This window comes from Bacteroidota bacterium, from assembly GCA_018266835.1.
In the GTDB taxonomy this organism is placed as follows: Bacteria; Bacteroidota; Ignavibacteria; order Tepidaquicellales; family Tepidaquicellaceae; genus JAFDZO01.
Genome location: JAFDZP010000006.1, coordinates 85,210 through 107,776, shown reverse-complemented (window position 1 = coordinate 107,776; position 22,567 = coordinate 85,210). Strand labels below are relative to the sequence as shown.

Annotated in this window: 18 protein-coding genes and 4 tRNA genes; all 22 read left to right on the top strand. The window is 35.4% G+C overall.

Annotation, left to right across the window (positions count from 1 at the left end):
* Positions 1 to 37: 37 nt before the first annotated feature.
* The 22 genes from JST55_16075 (at position 38) to murD (ending at position 22,564) form a co-directional block, all read left to right on the top strand.
* Positions 38 to 120 (top strand) — tRNA-Tyr (locus tag JST55_16075).
* Positions 121 to 271: 151 nt separating this feature from the next.
* Positions 272 to 344 (top strand) — tRNA-Thr (locus JST55_16070).
* 40 nt (positions 345 to 384) lie between these two features.
* Positions 385 to 457: transfer RNA gene (locus JST55_16065), tRNA-Gly, on the top strand.
* Positions 458 to 536: 79 nt separating this feature from the next.
* Positions 537 to 710 carry a 50S ribosomal protein L33 gene (gene rpmG, locus JST55_16060; GenBank protein ID MBS1495025.1) on the top strand — a complete coding sequence of 58 codons (174 nt, stop codon included), beginning with the start codon at positions 537 to 539 and terminating at the stop codon, positions 708 to 710.
* 5 nt (positions 711 to 715) lie between these two features.
* A tRNA-Trp gene (locus JST55_16055) sits at positions 716 to 788 on the top strand.
* Between the two features lie 41 nt (positions 789 to 829).
* Positions 830 to 1,027 carry a preprotein translocase subunit SecE gene (gene secE / locus JST55_16050; protein ID MBS1495024.1) on the top strand — a complete coding sequence of 66 codons (198 nt, stop codon included), beginning with the start codon at positions 830 to 832 and terminating at the stop codon, positions 1,025 to 1,027.
* Positions 1,027 to 1,671 (top strand): transcription termination/antitermination factor NusG, encoded by a 645-nt coding sequence (gene nusG, locus JST55_16045; GenBank protein MBS1495023.1) that lies wholly within the window; start codon positions 1,027 to 1,029, stop codon positions 1,669 to 1,671. The genes secE and nusG overlap by 1 nt, the downstream gene beginning before the upstream one ends.
* Positions 1,672 to 1,694: 23 nt before the next feature.
* Positions 1,695 to 2,120 (top strand): 50S ribosomal protein L11, encoded by a 426-nt coding sequence (gene rplK, locus JST55_16040; protein MBS1495022.1) that lies wholly within the window; start codon positions 1,695 to 1,697, stop codon positions 2,118 to 2,120.
* Between the two features lie 21 nt (positions 2,121 to 2,141).
* A complete protein-coding gene (locus tag JST55_16035) occupies positions 2,142 to 2,846 on the top strand; it encodes a 50S ribosomal protein L1 (GenBank protein MBS1495021.1) in 705 nt (234 codons plus the stop codon).
* 212 nt (positions 2,847 to 3,058) lie between these two features.
* The gene (locus JST55_16030; GenBank protein ID MBS1495020.1) at positions 3,059 to 3,592 is read left to right on the top strand and encodes a 50S ribosomal protein L10; all 534 of its coding nucleotides are present in this window, start codon (positions 3,059 to 3,061) and stop codon (positions 3,590 to 3,592) included.
* A gap of 62 nt (positions 3,593 to 3,654) precedes the next feature.
* Positions 3,655 to 4,029: a 50S ribosomal protein L7/L12 gene (gene rplL, locus JST55_16025; GenBank protein MBS1495019.1), complete on the top strand. Its 375-nt coding sequence runs from the start codon at positions 3,655 to 3,657 to the stop codon at positions 4,027 to 4,029.
* 112 nt (positions 4,030 to 4,141) lie between these two features.
* The gene (gene rpoB / locus JST55_16020) at positions 4,142 to 7,984 is read left to right on the top strand and encodes a DNA-directed RNA polymerase subunit beta (protein MBS1495018.1); all 3,843 of its coding nucleotides are present in this window, start codon (positions 4,142 to 4,144) and stop codon (positions 7,982 to 7,984) included.
* A 66-nt stretch (positions 7,985 to 8,050) separates the two neighbouring features.
* Positions 8,051 to 12,310 (top strand): DNA-directed RNA polymerase subunit beta', encoded by a 4,260-nt coding sequence (rpoC, locus tag JST55_16015; GenBank protein ID MBS1495017.1) that lies wholly within the window; start codon positions 8,051 to 8,053, stop codon positions 12,308 to 12,310.
* Between the two features lie 97 nt (positions 12,311 to 12,407).
* Positions 12,408 to 13,004, top strand: a complete 597-nt coding sequence (locus JST55_16010) for a hypothetical protein (protein ID MBS1495016.1) — start codon at positions 12,408 to 12,410, stop codon at positions 13,002 to 13,004.
* Positions 13,005 to 13,290: 286 nt separating this feature from the next.
* Complete coding sequence (gene mraZ, locus JST55_16005; protein ID MBS1495015.1) at positions 13,291 to 13,749, top strand: division/cell wall cluster transcriptional repressor MraZ; 459 nt, start codon at positions 13,291 to 13,293, stop codon at positions 13,747 to 13,749.
* A complete protein-coding gene (gene rsmH, locus JST55_16000; protein ID MBS1495014.1) occupies positions 13,749 to 14,714 on the top strand; it encodes a 16S rRNA (cytosine(1402)-N(4))-methyltransferase RsmH in 966 nt (321 codons plus the stop codon). The genes mraZ and rsmH overlap by 1 nt, the downstream gene beginning before the upstream one ends.
* Entirely contained in the window at positions 14,711 to 15,031 is a 321-nt protein-coding gene (locus tag JST55_15995; protein MBS1495013.1) for a hypothetical protein, read from the top strand. Before rsmH ends, JST55_15995 begins: the two co-directional genes overlap by 4 nt.
* A gap of 16 nt (positions 15,032 to 15,047) precedes the next feature.
* Positions 15,048 to 17,216: a PASTA domain-containing protein gene (locus JST55_15990; GenBank protein ID MBS1495012.1), complete on the top strand. Its 2,169-nt coding sequence runs from the start codon at positions 15,048 to 15,050 to the stop codon at positions 17,214 to 17,216.
* 6 nt (positions 17,217 to 17,222) lie between these two features.
* Positions 17,223 to 18,695 carry a UDP-N-acetylmuramoyl-L-alanyl-D-glutamate--2,6-diaminopimelate ligase gene (locus JST55_15985; GenBank protein ID MBS1495011.1) on the top strand — a complete coding sequence of 491 codons (1,473 nt, stop codon included), beginning with the start codon at positions 17,223 to 17,225 and terminating at the stop codon, positions 18,693 to 18,695.
* On the top strand, positions 18,692 to 20,092 hold the full coding sequence (locus JST55_15980) for a UDP-N-acetylmuramoyl-tripeptide--D-alanyl-D-alanine ligase (GenBank protein MBS1495010.1): 1,401 nt from the start codon (positions 18,692 to 18,694) through the stop codon (positions 20,090 to 20,092). The genes JST55_15985 and JST55_15980 overlap by 4 nt, the downstream gene beginning before the upstream one ends.
* The gene (locus JST55_15975; GenBank protein MBS1495009.1) at positions 20,082 to 21,191 is read left to right on the top strand and encodes a phospho-N-acetylmuramoyl-pentapeptide-transferase; all 1,110 of its coding nucleotides are present in this window, start codon (positions 20,082 to 20,084) and stop codon (positions 21,189 to 21,191) included. Before JST55_15980 ends, JST55_15975 begins: the two co-directional genes overlap by 11 nt.
* A gap of 5 nt (positions 21,192 to 21,196) precedes the next feature.
* Entirely contained in the window at positions 21,197 to 22,564 is a 1,368-nt protein-coding gene (gene murD, locus JST55_15970; GenBank protein MBS1495008.1) for a UDP-N-acetylmuramoyl-L-alanine--D-glutamate ligase, read from the top strand.
* Positions 22,565 to 22,567: the final 3 nt, after the last annotated feature.

Here is a 22,567-nt window from a genome sequence, read left to right as displayed (position 1 = left end):
ATTTTAAAGTTTTGCCAAAAATACGTCCAAAAAGTTTGGGTAGGTAGCGAAGCGGTCAAACGCAACAGACTGTAAATCTGTCGACTTAGGTCTTCGGAGGTTCGAATCCTTCCCTACCCACAATTTTCATTGGTAAAAAAGGGAAAAAAGTTCTTTATATTTGTTCTAAAATTTTAAATTACTCAGAGCGAAAAACCTGATTGAATTGTTTTCTTCATTCTGTTCTACGAGTTTAACTTGAGCAATCCCTCAAGTAAAGTTTTAAGTTAACGCTGATGTAGCTCAGTTGGTAGAGCACTTCCTTGGTAAGGAAGAGGTCACCGGTTCAATCCCGGTCATCAGCTCAAGAGTTCTTTAAAAAAAAGAAGATTTACGGAAGTTTATGCGGGAGTAACTCAGTTGGTAGAGTCACAGCCTTCCAAGCTGTTGGTCGCGAGTTCGAGTCTCGTCTCCCGCTCTCATACAAGTTTTTAACATACTACTCCCTCCAATTACACTCAAGAGAGGTTTAGAAAAAAGATAACAATTAATTCATCATGGCAAAAGAAGGTGCAAGAATAAAAATTAAGTTGGTAAGCGCTGAAGGTCCTAATAAAGGCAAATCAGTTTACGTTACAACTAAAAACAGAAACAACACGAAAGAAAGACTTGAAATGAAGAAGTATTGCAAGTGGACTAAGCAGCACATCCTTCACAAAGAAACCAAGTAATTTATACGGGTGTAGCTCAATTGGTAGAGTAGCGGTCTCCAAAACCGTTGGTTGGGGGTTCGAGTCCCTCCTCCCGTGCCCGGTCTAACAAATTTAGACAATCAAACTAGATCAACACAATGAAAGAAAAAATTGTAGGTTTTTTCGAAGACATGGTAAAGGAAATGAAAAAAGTTTCCTGGCCAAAGAAAGCTGAGCTGAGAGGTTCAACAATCATCACACTGGTAACAATGATTATTTCTGCCGTATTCGTATGGGGGATTGATCAGGGTATCAGCAAAGCATTAGCTTTAATTTTTACATCATCACCTAAATAATGACAAAAGAAAACGTGATTGAAGAAAACGTAAATACCGAAGAGAATAAAGAAGTTGTAGAGGGCGCTGAAACTCCTGCGCTAATCGAAGACGATGCTAATAGCCCGTACAAATGGTATGCTGTAAGAATTGTATCCGGTCACGAGAATAAAGTTAAACTTTATCTCGAAAATGAAATCAGAGCAGAAGGTCTAGAAGAAAGAATAAAGCATGTAGTTATTCCTTACGAAAAAGTTTATGAAGTAAAAAACGGAAAGAAAAAAATTAAGTTAAAAAATTTCCTTCCGGGATATATTCTGATTAATGCAGACTTGAATGACAACATAAGAGATTTTATTGCAAAGACTCCGTCGATTATTAACATGGTAGGCGTTAAAAAAGGAAAGAAGCTGGAAGCAATTCCTTTAAGTGCTGCTGAAGTAAAAAGAATTCAGGCATTATTATCGGAAGAAAGCGCAACAGAAAAAATCGACATTAACTTTAATGTTGGTGATGCTGTGAAGGTAACAAGCGGACCGTTCAATAATTTCAACGGAAATATCTTAGAGATAAATCCTGAGAAAATGAAGGTTAAAGTTATGGTAAGTATTTTCGGAAGAAAGACTCCGATTGAGCTTGAGCTTACCCAAATTGAAAGAGAATAAAAAGAGATTAATAATATAATAACATGGCAAAAAAAATAACAGGTTTCGTTAAATTACAAATTCCGGCAGGCAGCGCAACAATGGCTCCTCCCGTAGGTCCCGCACTTGGTCAAAGAGGCGTAAACGGTATGGAATTTTGCAAACAGTTTAACGCAAGAACTCAGGATAAAAAAGGATTAATAATCCCTGTAGTAATTACAGTATTCTCAGATAAATCATTTACATTTATAACAAAAACTCCTCCGGCAGCAACATTGCTTTTAAAAGCTGCAGGTATTGAAAAAGGATCGGGAGTTCCGAATAAAACTAAAGTTGGCAAAGTTACATTGAAACAAGTAACTGAAATTGCTGAAACAAAAATGCCGGATTTCAACGCTACCACAATTGAGTCGGCTATAAACCTTGTAAAAGGTACTGCCCGTAGTATGGGTATAACTGTGGAAGGTTAATTTTAAAAAACCGAAAAACAAATGAAACTTACAAAAAGACAAAAAGAAAATTCAAAGATTGACGTATCCAAAGAATATAACATCGCGGATGCAGTTGAGATTTTGAAAAAAGCAAAATCTGCAAAATTCGACGAATCAGTTGATATTGCAGTAAGGTTAGGTGTTGACCCAAAGCATGCTGACCAGGTTGTTAGAGGCACAGTTTCTCTTCCTAATGGAACGGGAAAAAGTGTTAGAGTGTTAGTTATTGCAAAGAGTCCCGATAAACAGGAAGATGCAAAGAACGCAGGAGCAGATTTCTATGGTTTTGACGATTATTTAAAGAAAATCGCAGAAGGCTGGACAGATATTGATGTAATTATTGCTACACCTGACTCAATGATGGAACTTGGTAAAATTGCTAAAATTTTAGGACCAAGAGGTTTAATGCCGAATCCTAAGAGCGGAACTGTTACAATGGACGTTGCTACAGCTGTGAAAGAAGTAAAAGCGGGTAAGATTGATTTCAGAGTCGATAAAACAGGAATTGTTCACTCAATTATCGGAAAATTATCTTTCGATAATAACAAATTAAAGGAAAACATCGTAACTTTCTTAAATACAATCATCAAATTAAAGCCGTCAGCAGCAAAAGGAACCTATATTAAGAGCATCACTATCTCTTCAACAATGGGTCCCGGAGTTAAAGTTGACAGAGCTTTAAATGAAATGAAAGTTGCAGCTTAATTTTATAGTTTAAACATTTCTAATAAAGTTAATAATACCGAAAAATTTATGCACCCGATAAAAATCGTTTTTTTATCGGGCTGCTTTATTTGTACTAATAATAGAAAATAAAAAGTTTACGCACTCAGTTAATTTCTTTGTGAGGAAATTAACTTATTTACCTTTTTAAATGCTTCTACATTTAAAAAAATCTTAAAACACCAAAAGAGAGAATGAACAGAGATCAAAAAGCTGAATTACAAGGTGAAATTCTTGAAATGTTGGATAATTCTTCTGCGATATATTTAACTGACTTTGCCGGAATAACGGTAGAACAGGTTAACTTACTTCGCAAGGATTTCAAAAAATCCGGCATTATCTACAAAGTTGTAAAGAATACACTTGTAAACAGAGCTCTTACCGACTCGCAGAAGTATTCCTCTCATAAAGAATCAATTTCACCGTCTTTAAAAGGAACAACCGGTATTATATTTGCCGGAGCTGACCCCGTTGAACCGGCGAAGATTCTTAAAAAGCACTTTGATAAAAATGAAAGACCTAAACTCAAACTAGCAGTTATTGAGAATGAGATCTACGGTGATAAATCATTGAATCAAATTGCATCATTGCAAAGCAAACCTGAAATTATTGCCTCAATACTTGGCAGCTTAGATGCTCCTGTATCGGGAATAGTCGGTTCTATCAATGCAGTAATGAGAGATCTTGCAAGCGTTATTGAAGAAGCAGCTAAGAAAAAAGCAGCTTAATTTTTATCCTTGGCGTTAAACGCCAAAAACCAATTTTAAAAATTTAAAGAATAAAAAATACAATGTCTAAAGTAGCAGAATTAGTAGAAAAGATTGAAGCTTTAACACTTTTAGAAGCTTCAGAACTTAAAAAAGCATTAGAAGAAAAATTCGGCGTGACCGCAGCAGCTCCAATGATGATGGCAGGTCCTGCAGCAGGTGCTCCTGCAGCAGCAGCTGAAGAACAAACAGAATTCACAGTAATGCTTGTAGAAGCAGGTGCACAAAAAATCAACGTAATTAAAGCAGTTAAAAATGCTTCAGGCTTAGGCTTAACAGAAGCAAAAGCTTTAGTTGAAGGTGCTCCAAAACCTGTAAAAGAAAACATCTCTAAAGCAGATGCTGAAAAATTAAAAGCTGAATTAGAAGCAGCCGGCGCTAAAGTTGAAATAAAATAATTTTAGTTCCATTTAATTTTTTAGTTCATTCACATAAAAATTTAAACACAAGTAATCCCGGTAAATACCATGCCGGGATTATTTGCTAATTATATCCGGAGGAAAAAACCAGATGGATTATAAAGATCTCAAAGTCAGACCTTTAAATCATAAGAATAACAGATTAACATTTTCACAAATGGACCTTCAGAGCGATCCGCCGGATCTTCTGAATGTTCAGGTGCAGTCATACAAAGATTTTCTTCAGGAAGATGTTCCTGTTAGCCGAAGAAAATCAGTCGGGCTTCAGAAAGTATTCGAGGATAATTTTCCGGTTTCTGATTCACGTGAGACAGCATTATTGGAGTTTATCGAGTACAATATCGAGAAACCGCCATATAATATGATAGAGTGTCAGGAGCAGGGGTTAACCTATGCTGTTCCTGTTAAAGCAAAACTGCGTCTCTCGACAAAGCCGACCGCTTCCGCAAAAGATTATACTTATTTCATTGAGCAGGAAGTGTATCTCGGTAATTTGCCGTACATGACTCACAGAGGTTCGTTTATTATTAACGGAGCTGAACGCGTTATCGTCAGCCAGCTTCACAGATCACCGGGTGTTGTATTCAGCGAGTCGGTTCACGCGAACGGAACAAAATTATATTCTGCAAGGGTAATTCCTTACAAGGGTTCATGGGTTGAATTCACGACCGATATCAATGACTTATTATTCGCATATATCGATAGAAAAAAGAAATTCTATTTCTCGACTTTATTAAAAGCCCTCGGATTAAACGAGCATTCAAAGATGCTTGAACTTTTCAATTTAGTTGAATATGCAAATATCACCGATGCAAATTATGCAGATTACATGGATAGAATTGTATTGGAAAATGTAATTGATAAAAATACAGGTGACGATTTAGGAATTCCAGCGAACACTAAATTAAATGAAGACCATTTAAATTTAATTGTTCATTCAAAATTAAAAAATATTCCTCTCTTAAAGGCAGAGCCTACAGAGGGTGAAAAAATTATATATAATACCATAATCAGCGATGACGAGGAAAGCGACAGCTTAGTAGAAAAAGTAGTTGATGAAGATAAACCCGAAGGAAGAAGAAGAAAATCAGACGTATCTATGTCTGAAAGCGAAGCTGAAAGTGCAAAATCTTACATTGAAAAATTATTCTTCAACCCGAAGAAATACGATTTAGGAAATGTAGGACGTTACAAAATTAACTACAAACTCGGTTTAAATATTGATGAGCATATTACGATCCTTACAAAAGAAGACATCGTTTCAATTATTGAATACATAAGAGATTTAGTTGATAACAGAAAAGAAGTTGATGACATCGACCACCTTGGAAACAGAAGAGTAAGAACAGTTGCTGAGCAGTTAGCATCACAGTTCGCTCTTGGTCTTTCAAGAATGGGAAGAACTATCAGAGACAAAATGAGCATTCACGACGAAGAGAATTTAACTCCTTCGAAGCTGATCAGCTCACGACCTATTACAAGCGCGCTTGCATCGTTCTTCGGAACATCGCAGCTTTCTCAGTTTATGGATCAGACAAATCCGTTATCGGAAATGACCCATAAAAGAAGAATTAGTGCTCTTGGACCTGGCGGTCTTTCGAGAGAAAGAGCGGGCTTTGAAGTTCGTGACGTTCACTATACACACTATGGCAGACTTTGCCCGATTGAAACACCGGAAGGTCCGAACATCGGTCTTATCTCCTCATTGTGTATTCACTCAAGAGTGAATGAACTCGGATTCATCGAAACTCCTTACAGAAAAGTTACAAAATCAAAAGTTACTGACGAAATCGAATATCTATCTGCTGAAAAAGAAGATATGTATAAAATCGCTCAGGCTAATGAAGGTGTAAAAAGCAACGGAGACTTCGTAAACGCAAAAGTAAAATCAAGAAATAAAGGTGACTTCCCGGTATTAAAACCTGAAGAAGTTGACTATATGGATGTTGCAACAAATCAGATCGTATCTGCTGCAGCAGCATTGATTCCGTTCTTAGAACATGATGACGCTAACAGAGCGCTGATGGGTAGTAATATGCAGCGTCAGGCTGTGCCTTTGCTCAGACCTGAAGCACCATTAGTAGGAACAGGATTTGAAGAAATAGTTGCAAGAGATTCAAGAACAATGATAACTGCAGAAGCAGACGGAGTTGTTGAATCAGTAACAGGCGATAGAATTATTGTCCGTTACAACATAAGAGAAGACAGTGAAGAAAATTTATTGAGCTTTGATGATAAGAGAGTTGTTGAGCATCAGTTAGTTAAATTCTTAAGAACAAACCAGGATACATCTATTAACCAGAGACCAAGAGTATTTGAAGGTCAGAAAGTTAAGAAAGGCGATATCCTTGCTGACGGTTCATCAACACAAAACGGTGAGCTTGCACTTGGAAGAAACGTTCTTGTAGCATTTATGCCATGGAACGGTTACAACTTCGAAGATGCTATTGTTATCAGTGAAAAAGTTGTATCTGAAGATATCTACACTTCTATTCACATCGAAGAATTCTCATTAGAAGTAAGAGATACTAAGAGAGGTGAAGAAGAGCTTACAAAGGAAATTCCGAACGTAAGTGAAGAAGCAACAAAAGATTTAGATGAGAACGGTATAGTAAGAATCGGCGCTGAAGTAAAAGAAGGCGACATCCTTATCGGTAAAGTAACACCTAAAGGTGAAACCGAACCGACACCTGAAGAAAAACTTTTAAGAGCTATCTTCGGTGATAAAGCAGGTGACGTAAAAGATGCATCATTGAAAGCTACTCCGGGACTAAAAGGAATAGTTATCAATAAAAAATTATTCTCAAGAAAGACAAGAGATACAGAAAGCAAACGCGAAGAGAAGAAGAAAATTGATAAATACGAAGCTGACAGAAAGAAAGAAATAAAAGACCTGAATGTAAAGTATGCTGAAAAACTCGGAATCTTACTTGAAGATAAAGAAGCATCAACTGTAAGAGATAAAAAAGGAAACGTAATATTTAAAGCAGGCTATTCATTCAAGAGAGATACATTTGTTGACTTAGTTGATAACAAAGGATTTGATGTAAATAATTTTGATTACGATACTGAATGGACATCGAATAAAAAAGCCGCGGCTTTAATTCCTGATATCTACAAGAACTATACATACAAGTTCAACGAGATAGAAGAAAGATATAAGAGATTAAAAGTTAAAGTTACACTCGGTGATGAATTGCCAACCGGTGTAGTGAAACTTGCTAAAGTATATGTTGCCAAGAAAAGAAAATTATCAGTAGGTGATAAGATGGCAGGACGACACGGTAATAAGGGTGTTGTTTCTAAAATCGTACCGCCGGAAGATATGCCATTCTTACCAGACGGCACACCTGTGGATATCGTATTGAATCCGCTTGGTGTTCCATCGAGAATGAATCTTGGACAGCTTTATGAAACAGCTTTAGGATGGGCAGCTAAATTAATGGGCGTGAAATTCGCTACTCCTATTTTTGACGGCGCATCAGTAGAGCAGATTCAGGAAATATTAGTAAAGGCAGGACTTTCAGCCAACTCAAGAACATATTTATACGACGGAAGAACAGGCGAAAGATTTGACCAGGAAGTTACATGCGGTCAGATCTATATGCTGAAGCTTTCTCACTTAGTTGATGATAAGATCCACGCAAGGTCTATCGGGCCATACTCACTTATTACTCAGCAGCCACTTGGCGGTAAAGCACAGTTCGGCGGTCAGAGATTCGGAGAGATGGAGTGCTGGGCATTACAAGGATACGGCGCATCGCACGTATTACAGGAAATGCTCACATATAAATCCGATGATGTAAACGGAAGAAGCAGAGTATATGAAGCGATCATTAAAGGTGATAACCTGCCTGAAGCAGGGGTTCCGGAATCCTTCAATGTATTGATGAAAGAGTTACAGGGATTATGCTTAGATATCGTACCGGAATAGTAAAGTAAATTCGGCAGATGTTGAATCTGCTTCGTCAAACAAAATTTAAAAAGAGGTAACTATAAAATGGCTTTTAAACCGGAATTCAAAAGAAAAAGATTTACCAAAATCTCAATCAATTTATCCTCTACCGATGCTATAATATCTAAATCATTTGGTGAAGTATTAAAACCGGAAACAATTAACTACAGAACTTTCAAACCGGACAAAGACGGTTTGTTCTGTGAGAAAATCTTTGGTCCTGTAAGGGACTGGGAATGTCACTGCGGAAAATACAAAGGCATCAGATACAAAGGTATAGTTTGCGATAGATGCGGTGTAGAAGTAAATCTTAAGAGCGTAAGAAGAGAAAGAATGGGACACATTACATTGTGCGTTCCTGTTGTTCATATCTGGTTCTTCCGTTCACTTCCGTCAAAGATCGGTCACGTTCTCGGGCTTTCATCGAAAGACCTTGAAAGAATCATTTACTATGAAAGCTACGTTGTAATTAACGTCGGTAATACCGGCTTTAAAAAGCAGCAGCTCATCAGTGAAGAAGAACTTAACGATGCTTTGGATAAACTGACAGATGAAGAAAGAAATTTAGACGATGATAATCCTAAGAAATTTGTGTATGGCCAGGGCGGTGATGCAATAAAAGAATTGTTGAGAAGAGTAAATATCATTGAAGATATTTCACGCTTAAGACAGGAATTAAAAGAAGATCCTTCAGCATTAAAGAAAGCTGAAAATATAAAAAGATTAAGAGTGCTTGAAGCTTTCCGTACAAAAGAAGGCTCCAAACCTAACAGACCTGAATGGATGGTTCTTGACGTAATCCCGGTGATTCCGCCTGAGCTTCGTCCATTGGTTCCGTTAGAAGGCGGCAGATTTGCTACCTCTGACTTAAACGATTTATACAGAAGAGTTATAATCAGAAACAACAGATTAAAAAGACTTCTTGATATCAAAGCTCCGGAAGTAATTTTAAGAAACGAAAAGAGAATGCTTCAGGAAGCTGTTGACGCTTTACTTGATAACTCAAGAAGAGTGACTGCAGTAAAATCTGAGAACAGAGCATTAAAATCTTTATCGGATATATTAAAAGGAAAGCAAGGAAGATTCAGACAAAACTTACTAGGTAAACGTGTTGACTATTCCGGTCGTTCGGTTATCGTTGTAGGTCCTGAATTGAAACTTCATCAGTGCGGTCTTCCTAAAGATATGGCTTTGGAATTATTCAAGCCTTTCGTTATCAGAAGACTTATTGACAGAGATTATGTAAAGACAGTTAAAAGCGCAAAGAAATTAATCGATAAAAGAACACCGGAAGTATGGGACATCCTTGAAAATGTTATCGACGGACATCCTGTATTGCTGAACAGAGCTCCAACTCTTCACAGACTTAGTATTCAGGCTTTTCAGCCGGTACTTGTAGAGGGTAAAGCTATCAGACTTCATCCGTTTGTTTGTATCGCATTTAATGCTGACTTTGACGGTGATCAGATGGCAGTTCACGTACCGCTTTCATCAGAAGCACAATTAGAAGCATCTATCTTAATGCTTTCATCACACAATATTCTTTCACCTCAGCACGGTAACCCTACATGTATTCCTAACCAGGAATTAATTTTAGGCGCTTACTACCTGACAAAAGAATTAGCTGATGACGTTGGACACGGAAAAATGTTCTCTTCACCTATGGAAGTAAAGATGGCTTATGAATCGAAAAAATTAGGACTTCATGCTCAGATAAAAGTAAGAATTAAAGGAAAAATTATTGACACTACCACAGGCAGAGTTATTTTCAATGAAATCGTTCCTGAAGGAATGCCGTACATCAATGATTTGCTCAAGAAGAAAAAAATTATTGAAATCATCGGCAATATTTATAAGACCGTTGGTAATCTTGAAACAGCTATCTTCTTAGATAAATTAAAAGAAGTAGGATTCAAGTTTGCAACAATGGGCGGTCTTTCAGTAAATATCGATGACATCGAAGTACCTGAAACAAAGACAAAGATTATTGAAGATGCATATAAGAGAGTAGAGACAATTGAAAAATCGAAACAAAGAGGTATCATTTCTGAAAACGAAAGATATAACAAAGTTATCGATATCTGGACGCACGTTCGTGACCACATCAGAAACGAACTCATGTTCAACCTGAAACGCTCAAAGAACGGTTTCAACTCATTACATATGATGATTGACTCCGGTGCTAGAGGTTCGGTAGAGCAGGTGTCACAGCTTGCAGGTATGAGAGGTCTTATGCAGAAACCGCAGAAATCCTTAACAGGACAAGCGGGTGAAATCATCGAGAACCCGATTATCGCAAACTTCAAAGAAGGTCTTTCAATCCTTGAGTACTTTATTTCAACTCACGGAGCTAGAAAAGGTCTTGCTGATACAGCTTTAAAAACTGCTGATGCAGGATATTTAACAAGAAGACTTGTTGACGTTGCGCAGGATGTTATCATCAATGAAATTGATTGCGGAACACAAAGAGGTGTATATACAGAAGCATTAAAAGACGGTGAAGAAATTAAAGAGCCGTTGAAAGAAAGAATATTAGGTAGAGTAGTTGCGCACGATGTTATCAATCCGATAAACAATGAAGTATTAGTAAAAGCAGGACAGGAAATCACAGAAGAGATCGCAGACCTTATTGAAGAGTCTCCGATAACAGGCGTTGAAATCCGTTCAGTGTTAACATGCGAAACCAAGAGAGGTGTTTGCGTAAAATGTTACGGCAGAAATCTTGCAACCGGTAAAATGGTTGAAGTAGGTGAAGCTGTAGGTATTATTGCAGCGCAGTCAATCGGTGAGCCGGGAACACAGCTTACACTCAGAACATTCCACATCGGTGGTACTGCTTCTAAGATCATTACACAATCACAAACACCAACTAAGTTCGACGGTAAAGTTAAGTTTGAAAACTTAAAGCTTGTTGAATACAAAGGTGTTGCAGGAACTTCATTGGTATCATTAAGCAGAAACGGATTTATTGTAATTCTTGACAGTCATAATAATCAGCTATCCAGATACTCTGTACCTTACGGCGCAGTGCTTATGGTACGCAATAAAGATGAAGTGAAGAAGAACACTATCCTTTACGAAAGTGATCCATACAATACTGTTATCGTTGCAGAAGATGATGGTATAATATCATATGCAGATTTACAGGAAGGAAAACAATACGAACAGGTAAGAGACGATCAGACAGGTCACTATCAGAAAATTGTAATTGAGTCAAGAGATAAAACCAAATCTCCGACACTTCAAATCAAGAGTCTGAAGAGTGAAAAATTACTTTCAACATATTTAATTCCTGTAAAAGCTAACTTGCTTGTTAATGACGGCGAGGAAGTAAAAGCAGGTACAATTATAGTTAAGATTCCGAAAGATTCCGGTAAAACAAGGGATATTACAGGCGGTCTGCCAAGAGTAACTGAGTTATTCGAAGCAAGAAGCCCGAACGATCCTGCGAAGATTGCTGAAATCGACGGTAAAGTTGAAATCGGAAAAATCACAAGAGGTAGCAGAGAGCTTAAAATTGTTTCGCTCGACGGTTCTGAATCACGTGATTATAAAATTCCAATTGGAAAACATATTCTAGTAAGACACGGTGATATCGTGAAAGCAGGCGAGCAGCTTACAGGCGGCGCTTACGATCCGATTGACATTCTTAAGATCAAAGGTGTTGCTGAAGTTCAGGAATATCTTGTAAACGAAATTCAGGAAGTTTATAGAATTCAGGGTGTAAAAATTAACGATAAGCACATCGAAGTTATTGTTCGTCAGATGCTTCAAAAAGTTAAAGTTACAGACCCGGGTGATACAAGAATTCTTGAAGGCGATGTAATCCATAAGAATGTATTCTCTGATGAAAATGAAGGATTAAAAGGAATGGTTGTTGTAACTGAAAACGGCGACAGCAAAGAAGTTTACTTAGGACAGCTAATCGGTAAAAAAGAATTAAAAGAAATAAATGCTGCTCTTAAGAAAAAAGAAAAAGCTATAGTAAAAACAAGAGAGGCAATGCCTGCAACTGCAGAACCTGTATTGCTTGGTATTACACAGACCTCGCTTACTACGGACAGCTTTATCTCAGCTGCATCGTTCCAGGAAACAACTAAAGTTCTTACAGACGCTTCCATCAAAGGAAAAGTTGATAACTTATTAGGACTGAAAGAAAACGTTATTATCGGTCAGTTAATACCTGCCGGTACAGGATTAAGAAAATATAAAGACTTAGTTGTACAGAACAAACATACATTCTCTGAAAAAATTACTGCTGCAGAAGAAGCAGAAGTAGAAACAGAAGAGAAAATAAAAGCATAATACATAAACTGTAATTCATATAATAAGGCGGGACGTTTGTTCCGCCTTTTTTTTTGTTCAAAAATTCAGATACATTATTGAAGCAAAAGAAATAACTTTGGAAGATAATAATATAAGATTCACATGCGAATTATTTTTGAAGGGCGAGCATATACAAACTCAATTATTTACACAGACCTTTTCTGAAAGAATAGTCACTGTAAAAATGGAAAGTATTTTTAAGCGTACTGAAGAAAAGGATTTCAAACAGGAATGTACTTTCACAATTTCTCCCGAAGGTTATATTAGAACTCAAATTGTATTTAAAGCAAATGGAAAAGAGTCTTCAGTAAGATTAAGAAAAATTGATGTTAACAAGCTTGAGATTTATCATAATTCAGTTTTTAAAGAAATAATTGATACAGATAAAAATGAAATATATTTGCTTGACGGATTAAATCCGTTATTTGATTATTATAATTACGTGTATTTCATTAGTTCAGAAGAAGGAGTAAAGATAGAAAAGGATGTTTTTTATATAGATCACATAGAAGGCAAGCTGACCAAGAAAATTTATACTTTTAAAAAAACAGGTAATGAATTACTTATTAATAAAGGAGAGAGCAACGGCGAAGTATCAATTGAATTATGGGAAGAAAGTTATGGTTTGAAGAAAATTAAAACCAGGGACTCTGTAAGTTTCTTTAACAGATGAATATAGACCATAAATTTATCCAATATGAATAATGCCCTTTCTATTTATGGGCTTTTAATATAAGTTATAAAACGCTATAAATCCATACCTCACTCATCATAAAAAATCTGCGAATTAGAAATTGCAGACATATCAATAACTTAAAAAATAAAATTTTTTCTGCATAATAATTTTATTTGACTTTTCATTTATTTTGCCTATTTTTGTATACAGGTGGAGCAAAGTGGAGGAAAGTGGTGTATTTATCCACAAGCTAAAAACGCCTAAAATCAATCAAAATTAAACATTGTTTCAGGGATATTCTAAAATAAGTCTCGATGCAAAATCAAGGTTCATTCTTCCTGCTAAATTCAGGAAAAATATTCCTATTGAATGCAGCAATCAATTAATCTTAACAAGAGGAATTGATGACTGTATAAAACTATATCCGAAAAATACCTGGGACGAAAAAGTAATGAACGGCTTGCTGCAACTAAATACAATGCAGGCAAACGCAAGAAAATTTGTGCGTGAGATTTTATTTTATGTAAATGAAGTAGAGATAGATTCACAGGGAAGAATTTTAATTCCGCCGCAACTTATGCAGTTCGCAAATTTTGAAAAGGAAATTGAAATTATTGGTACGATAGAAAGTATTGAAATCTGGAATCCGAAAACAAAAGAAAAACTTGAGAGCACAGAGCCGATACAATACAATGAGCTTGCAGAAAAAATTTCTGAGTTCAATATAGACATACGCTTGTAATGTCAGAGAACACTGAAAATAAATTTTTTCATACACCTGTTCTTTTAAATGAAGTTTTAGAATATCTCTTCAACGATAAAATAGAAAAACAAATTATTGTTGACGGGACATTAGGCGGCGGGGGATACTCCGAAGCTATTCTTAATAAACTTGGCGATAATGATTTGCTGGTAAGTTTCGATAAGGATTTAGAGGCGCTTGAGTACTCAAAAAAAAGATTAGAGAAATTCGGCGATAAGGTAAAATTTGTAAACAACAATTTTGCCGATTTAAAAACAGTTCTTTTACAAAACGGAATAAAAAAAATCACAGGGCTTGTTCTTGACCTTGGTCTCTCTTCTCATCAGATAGAAAATGAAGAAGGATTCAGCTACATGAAAGACACTAAGCTGGATATGAGAGCTTTTAAGAAAGATAACATGACTGCAGCGGATATTCTGAACTCATCAACGAAAGAAGACCTGATAAGAATATTTGAAGAGTACGGCGAAGTCGGAAATGAAAGAAGGCTTGCAGATGCTATTATAGAGAGAAGAAAAGAGAAAAAGTTTAGAACGACTTTTGATGTAGTAACTCTGATTGAAGAAGGATACAAAATTGATAAAAAGAATACAATAAAATTTTTATCAAAAATATTTCAGGCTTTACGAATAGAAGTAAATAATGAAATGGATAATCTTAAAAAAGTTCTGAAAGATTCACTGGATATGCTAGACGAAGGCGGAAGATTAGTCGTTGTTTCTTATCATTCGCTTGAGGACAGGATAACAAAAAATTTCTTTCGTGAGATGTCTGCAAATTTCAGAAAGACTGATAATCCGTTTTTTGATGAAGCTGTAACCCCCAAACTGAAAATTTTAACAAAGAAATCTATAATGCCCGGCTTTCAGGAAATAAAATCCAACTCGCGGGCAAGAAGCGCAAAGTTAAGATGCGCAGAAAGAATTAATCTGAATGTAAATTGAGAAATAAAGCTGCAAAAAATAAAAAGAAACTTTCTTTATTCAATACGCTGATTGCATTTTCTGTTATCTGCGTATTGCTTGTGCTTTATATCAATAATATAATTTATGTAAATACCCTCGCTTCCCGAAACAACGCAATTAAAGAAGAGATTAAAAAAACTTCGCAGTCGAATGATATATTAAGAACTGAAATTGAACGATTAAGCAGCTTTGAAAGAATAAAATCTATTTCGAATGAAAAGCTGAAGATTGATGTTCGCGAAGGGGCATTTACCGACAAGAATAAAATTATAGTAAATAAATCGGAATTGTATTAAAAAATAATCTACTTTATTGGAGTCATTTAAAAAATTCCTGAGTTATTGTTCAAGCTTCCGTGCGAAAGTCGGTTTTATTTCGTTCGTATTCCTTCTTATTTTCACAATCATACTTTTTAAATTAATTAACGTTCAGATAATTAATTCTGCCAAGTATAAAATTGCGGCAAGGAAGCAGTACGAAGAGAAAATAAAAATCTCTCCTTCGCGCGGACTTATATATGACAGGAATATGAATGTGCTTGTCTCCAATTCGCTTCAGTATTCTTTCGCTGTAGATCCTACGATGGTTACAAAGCCTGATTCGATTGCCAATGTATTTGCAAGAGTTTTCAAAAAAGACAGGAACGAATATTTAGCAAAGCTTACAAATAAAAGTACTTCCTTTGTTTATTTAGAAAGAAAAGCTGATGTAGCAAATATTCAGGGTCTTGATAGCGCTGACTTTGACGGATTAATTGTTCTCAAGGAACCTAAGCGCGTTTATAACTATGGAAGACTTGCTGCACAGGTGCTTGGGTATACAAATCTCGAAGGCGCAGGACTCAGCGGTGTAGAGCAGTCAATGGAAAGCGAGCTTGCAGGTAAAGACGGCTTTGTGATTATGCAGAGAGACGGAAAGGGACAGTATAAACCGAACATGGATATCCCAAAGAGGGAACCTGTTAACGGTAATAATGTTGTGCTTACGCTTGATATAAATATTCAGAAGTTCGCAGAAGAAGAATTAGAAAGAGGTGTTAAAGAAACTGATTCAAAGGGCGGTAAAGTAATTATTACAAATGTAAAGACAGGTGAGATACTGGGTATGTCATCATATCCTTCGTATGATCCGAATAACATTCAGGTTTCCGATACTGCAGGATTTACAAACAAAGCTATCTGCGATGTTTATGAGCCGGGCTCGACTTTTAAAGTCGTAGCAGCGGCTGCTTCGCTTGAAGAAAAGCTGGTAGATAAAATGACATTGATAAACACTGAGAATGGTCATTATTCACTGGCAAACAATGTTACGATGGAAGATGAACACAAAGCAGCATCGATGACTTTTCAGCAGGTACTTGAGAATTCAAGTAACATTGGATTTATGAAAATCTCATATAAGATTGGTCCCGAAAGATTTTATAAATACGCCCGTGACTTTGGTTTTGGTATTTCAACCGGAGTAGAATTGCCGGGAGAGAACAGGGGAATGTTAAAACGCCCGATAGATTTTTCTCCGATATCATTGCCATATATGGCTATAGGATACGAAGTATTGATTAACGCTATGCAGCTTACAAGCGCATATTCTACCATTGCAAACAACGGAGTTCTATTAAAGCCATACATAATAAAAAAAGAGACGGCACTAGACGGTAAAACAATTTTTGAAAACAATCCTGTTGAAATCCGTCAGGTGATTTCTCAGAATACTGCTAAACTTCTTTCTACTTTAATGATTGGAGTTGTTGAAACAGGCACAGCTACCGATGCAAGAATTGACGGAGTAAAAATTGCGGGAAAGACAGGTACGGCACAAAGAGTTGTTGACGGAAAGCACTCATCGGGATCGCATACGGGTTCATTTGTTGGATTTTTTCCTGCAGATAATCCGCAGTTTTTGATTACGGTAATTCTTGATGACCCTAAAGGCGGACAGTTTTACGGTGGTAAAGTTGCCGCACCTGTTTTTAAAAGAATTGCAGAAAAAATAATAGGTTTCTCAGGAAATTTAAATCTGAATGAACCAAAGTTTGATAATAAAACTACCGATGTAAATGTCTCGAATGTGTCGAATAATTTTATTCTGATTCCTAATCTTATGAATTTAAGATTGGAAGATGCAAAAGATATTTTAAGAGATTTAAAGCTGACATGTGAAATTGTTTATCCTGAAAATTCCAAAGCGAATGATTTCTTAGTTGTTGAATCTCAACAACCGGGTGCAAATTCAAAAGTAGATATAAATACTAAAACAATAGTAAAGCTTGTTGTTAAAAATAAAGAAGTTGAATTGAAAAGTGTTTTACAAGTACCCGATGTAAAAGGGTTCAGTCTTCGTAAAGCAATCAATGTTCTTTCAGCAAGCGGATTTGATATAGATATTAACGGCAGTGGTGAAGTGATTGACCAGATGCCGAAGTCAGGAAGCTCGCAGCTTCCGAATTCAAAAATTACTTTATTCTGTAAGCAGATTAATTAACGATAAGTGAATTATTCGGAATTACTAACAATTACAAATGTACGCGGAACTCCTCATCATGATTTTCCTATAGAGGGGCTTGCATACGATTCCAGAAAAGTTAAAGAGAATTATATTTTCTTTGCACTGAAGGGCTTGAAAGATGACGGTACTAAGTATATAAAATCTGCGATTGAATCCGGAGCGAAAGCGATTGTAACAGATGTGGATTTAGATGTAAATGAACTTCCTGCGAATGTTCTTCATGTAAAAAATGCAAGGAAGACAATGGCCCTTTTTGCAAATGTTTATAATCAGTTACCATCGGAAAAATTAAAACTGATTGGTGTAACGGGAACAAATGGAAAGACGACTACAACATATTTAATAAAATCTTTTTTAGAAAACTCAGGATATAAAACAGGATTGCTGGGAACAATTGATTATCAGATAGGTGATTTTAAAGTTGAATCGAAATTAACTACTCCCGAATCAGTGGAGATATGCTCTATGTTAGGTGAAATGGTGAAGCAGGGTTATCAGTATTGCGTGATGGAAGTTTCTTCGATTGCATTGGTGATGAACAGAGTGTACAGCCTGAATTTTGATTCGGCAATATTTACGAATCTTACAAGTGAGCATTTAGATTTTCATCATAACATGGAAAATTATTTTCAGGCAAAGAAGATTTTGTTTGACGGATTATCGGAGAAGTCATATGCTATCACAAATTTAGATGATATTTACGGTGAAAAAATTCTTGCAAATACAAAAGCAAAAAAAATATCATACGCGTTAAATAATAATGCTGACTACAGAGCTGAAAATCCGAACTTTGATTTAAAAGGGTTGAGTTTCGATATTAAAGATGAAGGTGCTAAGATTAATTCTAATATCACTGGCAAGTTTAACATTTATAATATGCTGGCATCCATTGCCTGCGTAAGAAATTATGACATAAGTTATGATTCAATAAATAATTCATTGAAGAACTTTGAGGGAGTGAGCGGAAGATTTAATAAAATTGAATTACCTAATGGTGCATATGCAGTAGTAGATTATTCTCATACTTCAGATTCGTTGAAAAACGCAATTGAATCAGCAAGAGAAATAGTTAACAATGAAAATAAAAACGGCAGCCCAAAAGGTAGAGTGATTACGATATTCGGCTGCGGCGGAAATAAAGATACTACAAAAAGACCTGTAATGGGTAAGTTCGCAACAGAGCTTTCTGATTTTTCCATTATAACTTCCGATAATCCAAGATATGAAAGACCTTTGGATATTATTAAAGAGATTCGTAAAGGTGCTGTGAATAAAAATTATGAAATAGATGAGAACAGAGAGACGGCAATTGAAAGAGGAATAAGAATGAGTAAAGCAGGTGATATAATTTTAATCTGCGGTAAAGGACATGAAACGTATCAGGAAATTAACGGAGTAAGGTCGCACTTTGACGATAAAGAAATGGTTCAAAAATATTCTTACTTAGCAAAGTGATAAGAGCAGAAGATTTTTTTAAAATAGAAACGGAAGCATTTTACAATATTGAGAAAGTTGCAAAATACAATTTTGAATCAGCGGAAATAGATTCCAGAAGAATAAAAGAAAATCAAATTTTTTTTGCAATAAAAGGTGAAAATACAGACGGTCATAAATATTTAAAGGATGTTTTTAAAAAAGGTGTAAAGCTTGCAGTAGTTGAAAAGAAATGGTTCTTAAAAAATAAAAAAGATTTTGTAAATAGTTCTTTTATAGTTGTTGCAGATACAATTTTATCTCTTGGTGCTTTCGCGCAAAAACATAGGGAGAAGTTTGGAATTCCCGTTTTGTGCATCGGCGGCAGCAATGGTAAAACGACAACAAAGGATTTAGTAGCAAGTGTTCTTTCACAAAAATACAACGTCTTAAAAACTGAAGGTAATTTTAATAATCATATTGGTCTGCCTTTAACACTTTTGAGATTAAACGATAAACATAATTTTGCAGTTCTTGAAGTCGGATGCAATCATTTTGGAGAGATAAAATATTTATGTGAGATTGCTAAACCTCAATATGGAATGATTACAAATATAGGAAGAGAGCATTTAGAATTTTTCAAAACAACTAAAGGCGTGGCTAAAGCAGAATTTGAATTATATGACTATCTGAAAAAAAATAACGCAGTCTGCTTTTGTAATGTTGATGACGATTTTATTAATAAATATTCAGACAAGTTAAAGAAAGAAAATAAATTTACTTATTCAAATAAGAAGTCAGCAGATGTGAAAGGAAAGTTTGTAAAGTTTAATAAAGATTTTGAACCTGAGTTGAATATTACTTATAAAAAAAGTTCTTTTAATGTAACAGTGGCAACTTTTGGAAAACACTCAGTAGTGAATGGTTTAGCTGCAGCAAGCGCTGGATTATATTTCGATGTTTCTCCTATGAAAATCAGAAAATCTTTAAAGGAGTTTAAACCGACAAGTTCAAAAAGAATGGAAGTTATAATAAAGAACGGACTAACAATTATAAATGATGCTTATAACAGCAATCCTGACTCCGTAAAGATGGGATTAGAAACAATCAACGAGTTTAAAACAAAAGGAAATAAATACGCAGTACTTTCGGATATGCTTGAGCTGGGTAAAGCAAGCAAGAATGAACATTCATACATAGGAAGTTTAGCGGTAAAATTAAAACTGGAAAATTTATTTACAACAGGTCCTGAGTCATTGAATACATACAAATCTGCAAAAGGTGTAAAAAATAATTTATACTTTGAAAAGAAAACTGATTTAATCAGTCATCTTAAAAATAACATTAAGAAAAATGACGTAATATACGTCAAAGGTTCTCGCGGAATGAAAATGGAAGAAGTTGTGGAAAACTTAATACAAAATTCTAATGCTCTATAAATTAGCTGAATGGATAAACGCAAAATTCAGTCCTCCGGGATTTGATGTATTTCGTTTCCTCACATTTCGTTCTGCAATGGCTGCTATAACAGCGCTGCTTTTTTGTTTTGTAATAGGGCCGAAAATAATTGAGATCCTGAAGAAAAAGCAAATCGGCGAAGCGAAGAAAGAAGACGGACCAAAATTTCACTGGTCAAAAGCAGGTACTCCCACTATGGGCGGCTTTATTATTCTGCTTTCAGTTTTAATTCCCGTTTTGTTATGGGGAGATTTGAGCAATACATATGTTTTAATAATGTTGTTTGTGACGATTTCGCTGGGAGCTGTAGGATTTCTTGATGATTATTTAAAAGTTATTAAAAAATATAAAAAAGGTCTTGTTGAAAAATATAAATTGATGTTTCAGCTTTTAGTAGGATTGATAGTAGCAGTCTTGGTATATTTTCTGCCGGAGTTTCATAAGATTAATTCGATTACAACAATTCCTTTTCTGAAAAATTTTGAATTTGATTTTTCATATTTCTATATACCGATAGTTGTGTTCATCATAACAGCAATGTCGAATGCTGTAAACTTAACAGACGGCCTTGATGGTCTTGCTACAGGAACAGTTGGTATTGTTGCTTTAACTTTGGGTGTGATTGCATATGTATCAGGTAACGTTGAGGCAGCAAAATATCTGAATATAATTTATTTAAAAGGTAACGGTGAGCTTGCAATTTATTGCACTGCATTGGCAGGGGCTTCACTCGGGTTTTTATGGTACAATTCATATCCTGCACAGGTTTTTATGGGAGATACGGGTTCGTTAGCATTGGGAGGCGCAATTGGAACATTATGCATACTTGTTAAAAAAGAATTTTTATTACCGCTGCTCGGCGGAATATTTTTCGTAGAAACAGTATCCGTTATTTTGCAAAGATATTATTTCAAGTACACAAAAAAGAGATACGGTGAAGGACGAAGAATTTTTAAAATGGCGCCGCTTCATCATCACTTTGAAATGAAGGGAATTCCTGAACCTAAGATAGTGGTAAGATTTTACATAGTAGCAGTTATACTTGCAATTATGGCTTTAGCAACATTTAAAATCAGATAAGTTTTTTGAAACAGGAAGAGATTAAAAATACAAAGTTTGCAGTGCTTGGGGCAGGAAGAAGCGGAATTGCAATTACAAAATTGTTATTAAATAACGCAGCAAAAGAGGTTCTCTTAACGGACGAAAAAGAATTGAATGCAAACAGTTTAAATATTGAATCAGATAATTTCAAAATCGAATCTAATGGATTTACAGATTCTATTTTAGATTATGATGTGATTATTAAAAGTCCGGGCATTCCTCCTTCTAAAGAAATTTTAATGAAGGCAAGAGATTTAAAGAAAAAAATATATTCTGAAGTTGAAGCTGCAAGTTGGTTTTGTCCTGCTCCGATTATTGGAATTACCGGTACTAATGGCAAAACTACAACTACAGTTCTCATAGGAGAAATTTTTAAAAATGCAGGATACAAGACTTTCGTATGTGGTAATGTAGGTAAAGCTTTTTCTGAAATTGTAAATGATGTTACCAAAGATTCAATAGTTGTTCTTGAATTAAGCAGTTTTCAGTTAGAAGATATAGAGACATTGAGTCCTGAAGTTGCAATAATTTTAAATATTACACCTGACCATATTGATTGGCACGGTTCATTTGAAAATTATCTGAATGCAAAATTAAAGATTTCATCAAATCAATCGGGTGATAATTTACTTGTTTACAACTATGATGATGAAATATTGCGTGACAAATTGAAAGATTATAAAAAAAACATTGCTGCTATAAGTGTAATGGAAAATTTATATGAATCTGATTTCAATACAGGTGCTTATTTGATGAATGGTATGCTTTATTATTTCGATAAAAAGAAAAATCAATTGGACGATGTAGTATTACGAAAAGATGTTTACCTCAAAGGAAACCATAATGTCTATAATGTTCTTGCAGCAATAGTTGCAGCCAAAAAATTCGGAATTTCATGTGATGAAATAGAAGAAACTTTAATGAAATTCAAAGGTGTTGAGCACAGAATAGAATTTGTAAGAGAATTGAACGGAGTGCCATACTACAATGATTCAAAAGCAACAAACATTGATGCTCTTATCGTTGCGTTACAATCATTTGATAAAAATATTGTTTTGATTCTTGGGGGTAAAGATGTAAACAACGATTATAATGTCGTGAAAGATTTAGTGAATGACAGAGTGAAAGAGATTATTGCCGTCGGTTCAAGCAAAGATAAAATAAATAATTTTTTCAGCCCTTTTAAAAAAGTTTACGTTGCAGATTCTTACGAAGACGCAGTGAGTTATTCATATAAAACAAGTGAAGCGGGGGATACGGTACTTCTTTCACCTGCATGTAAGAGCTTCGATATGTTCAACAACTTCGAAGAGCGCGGTACAAAATTTAAAGAATTAGTAAATAATCTATAAAAG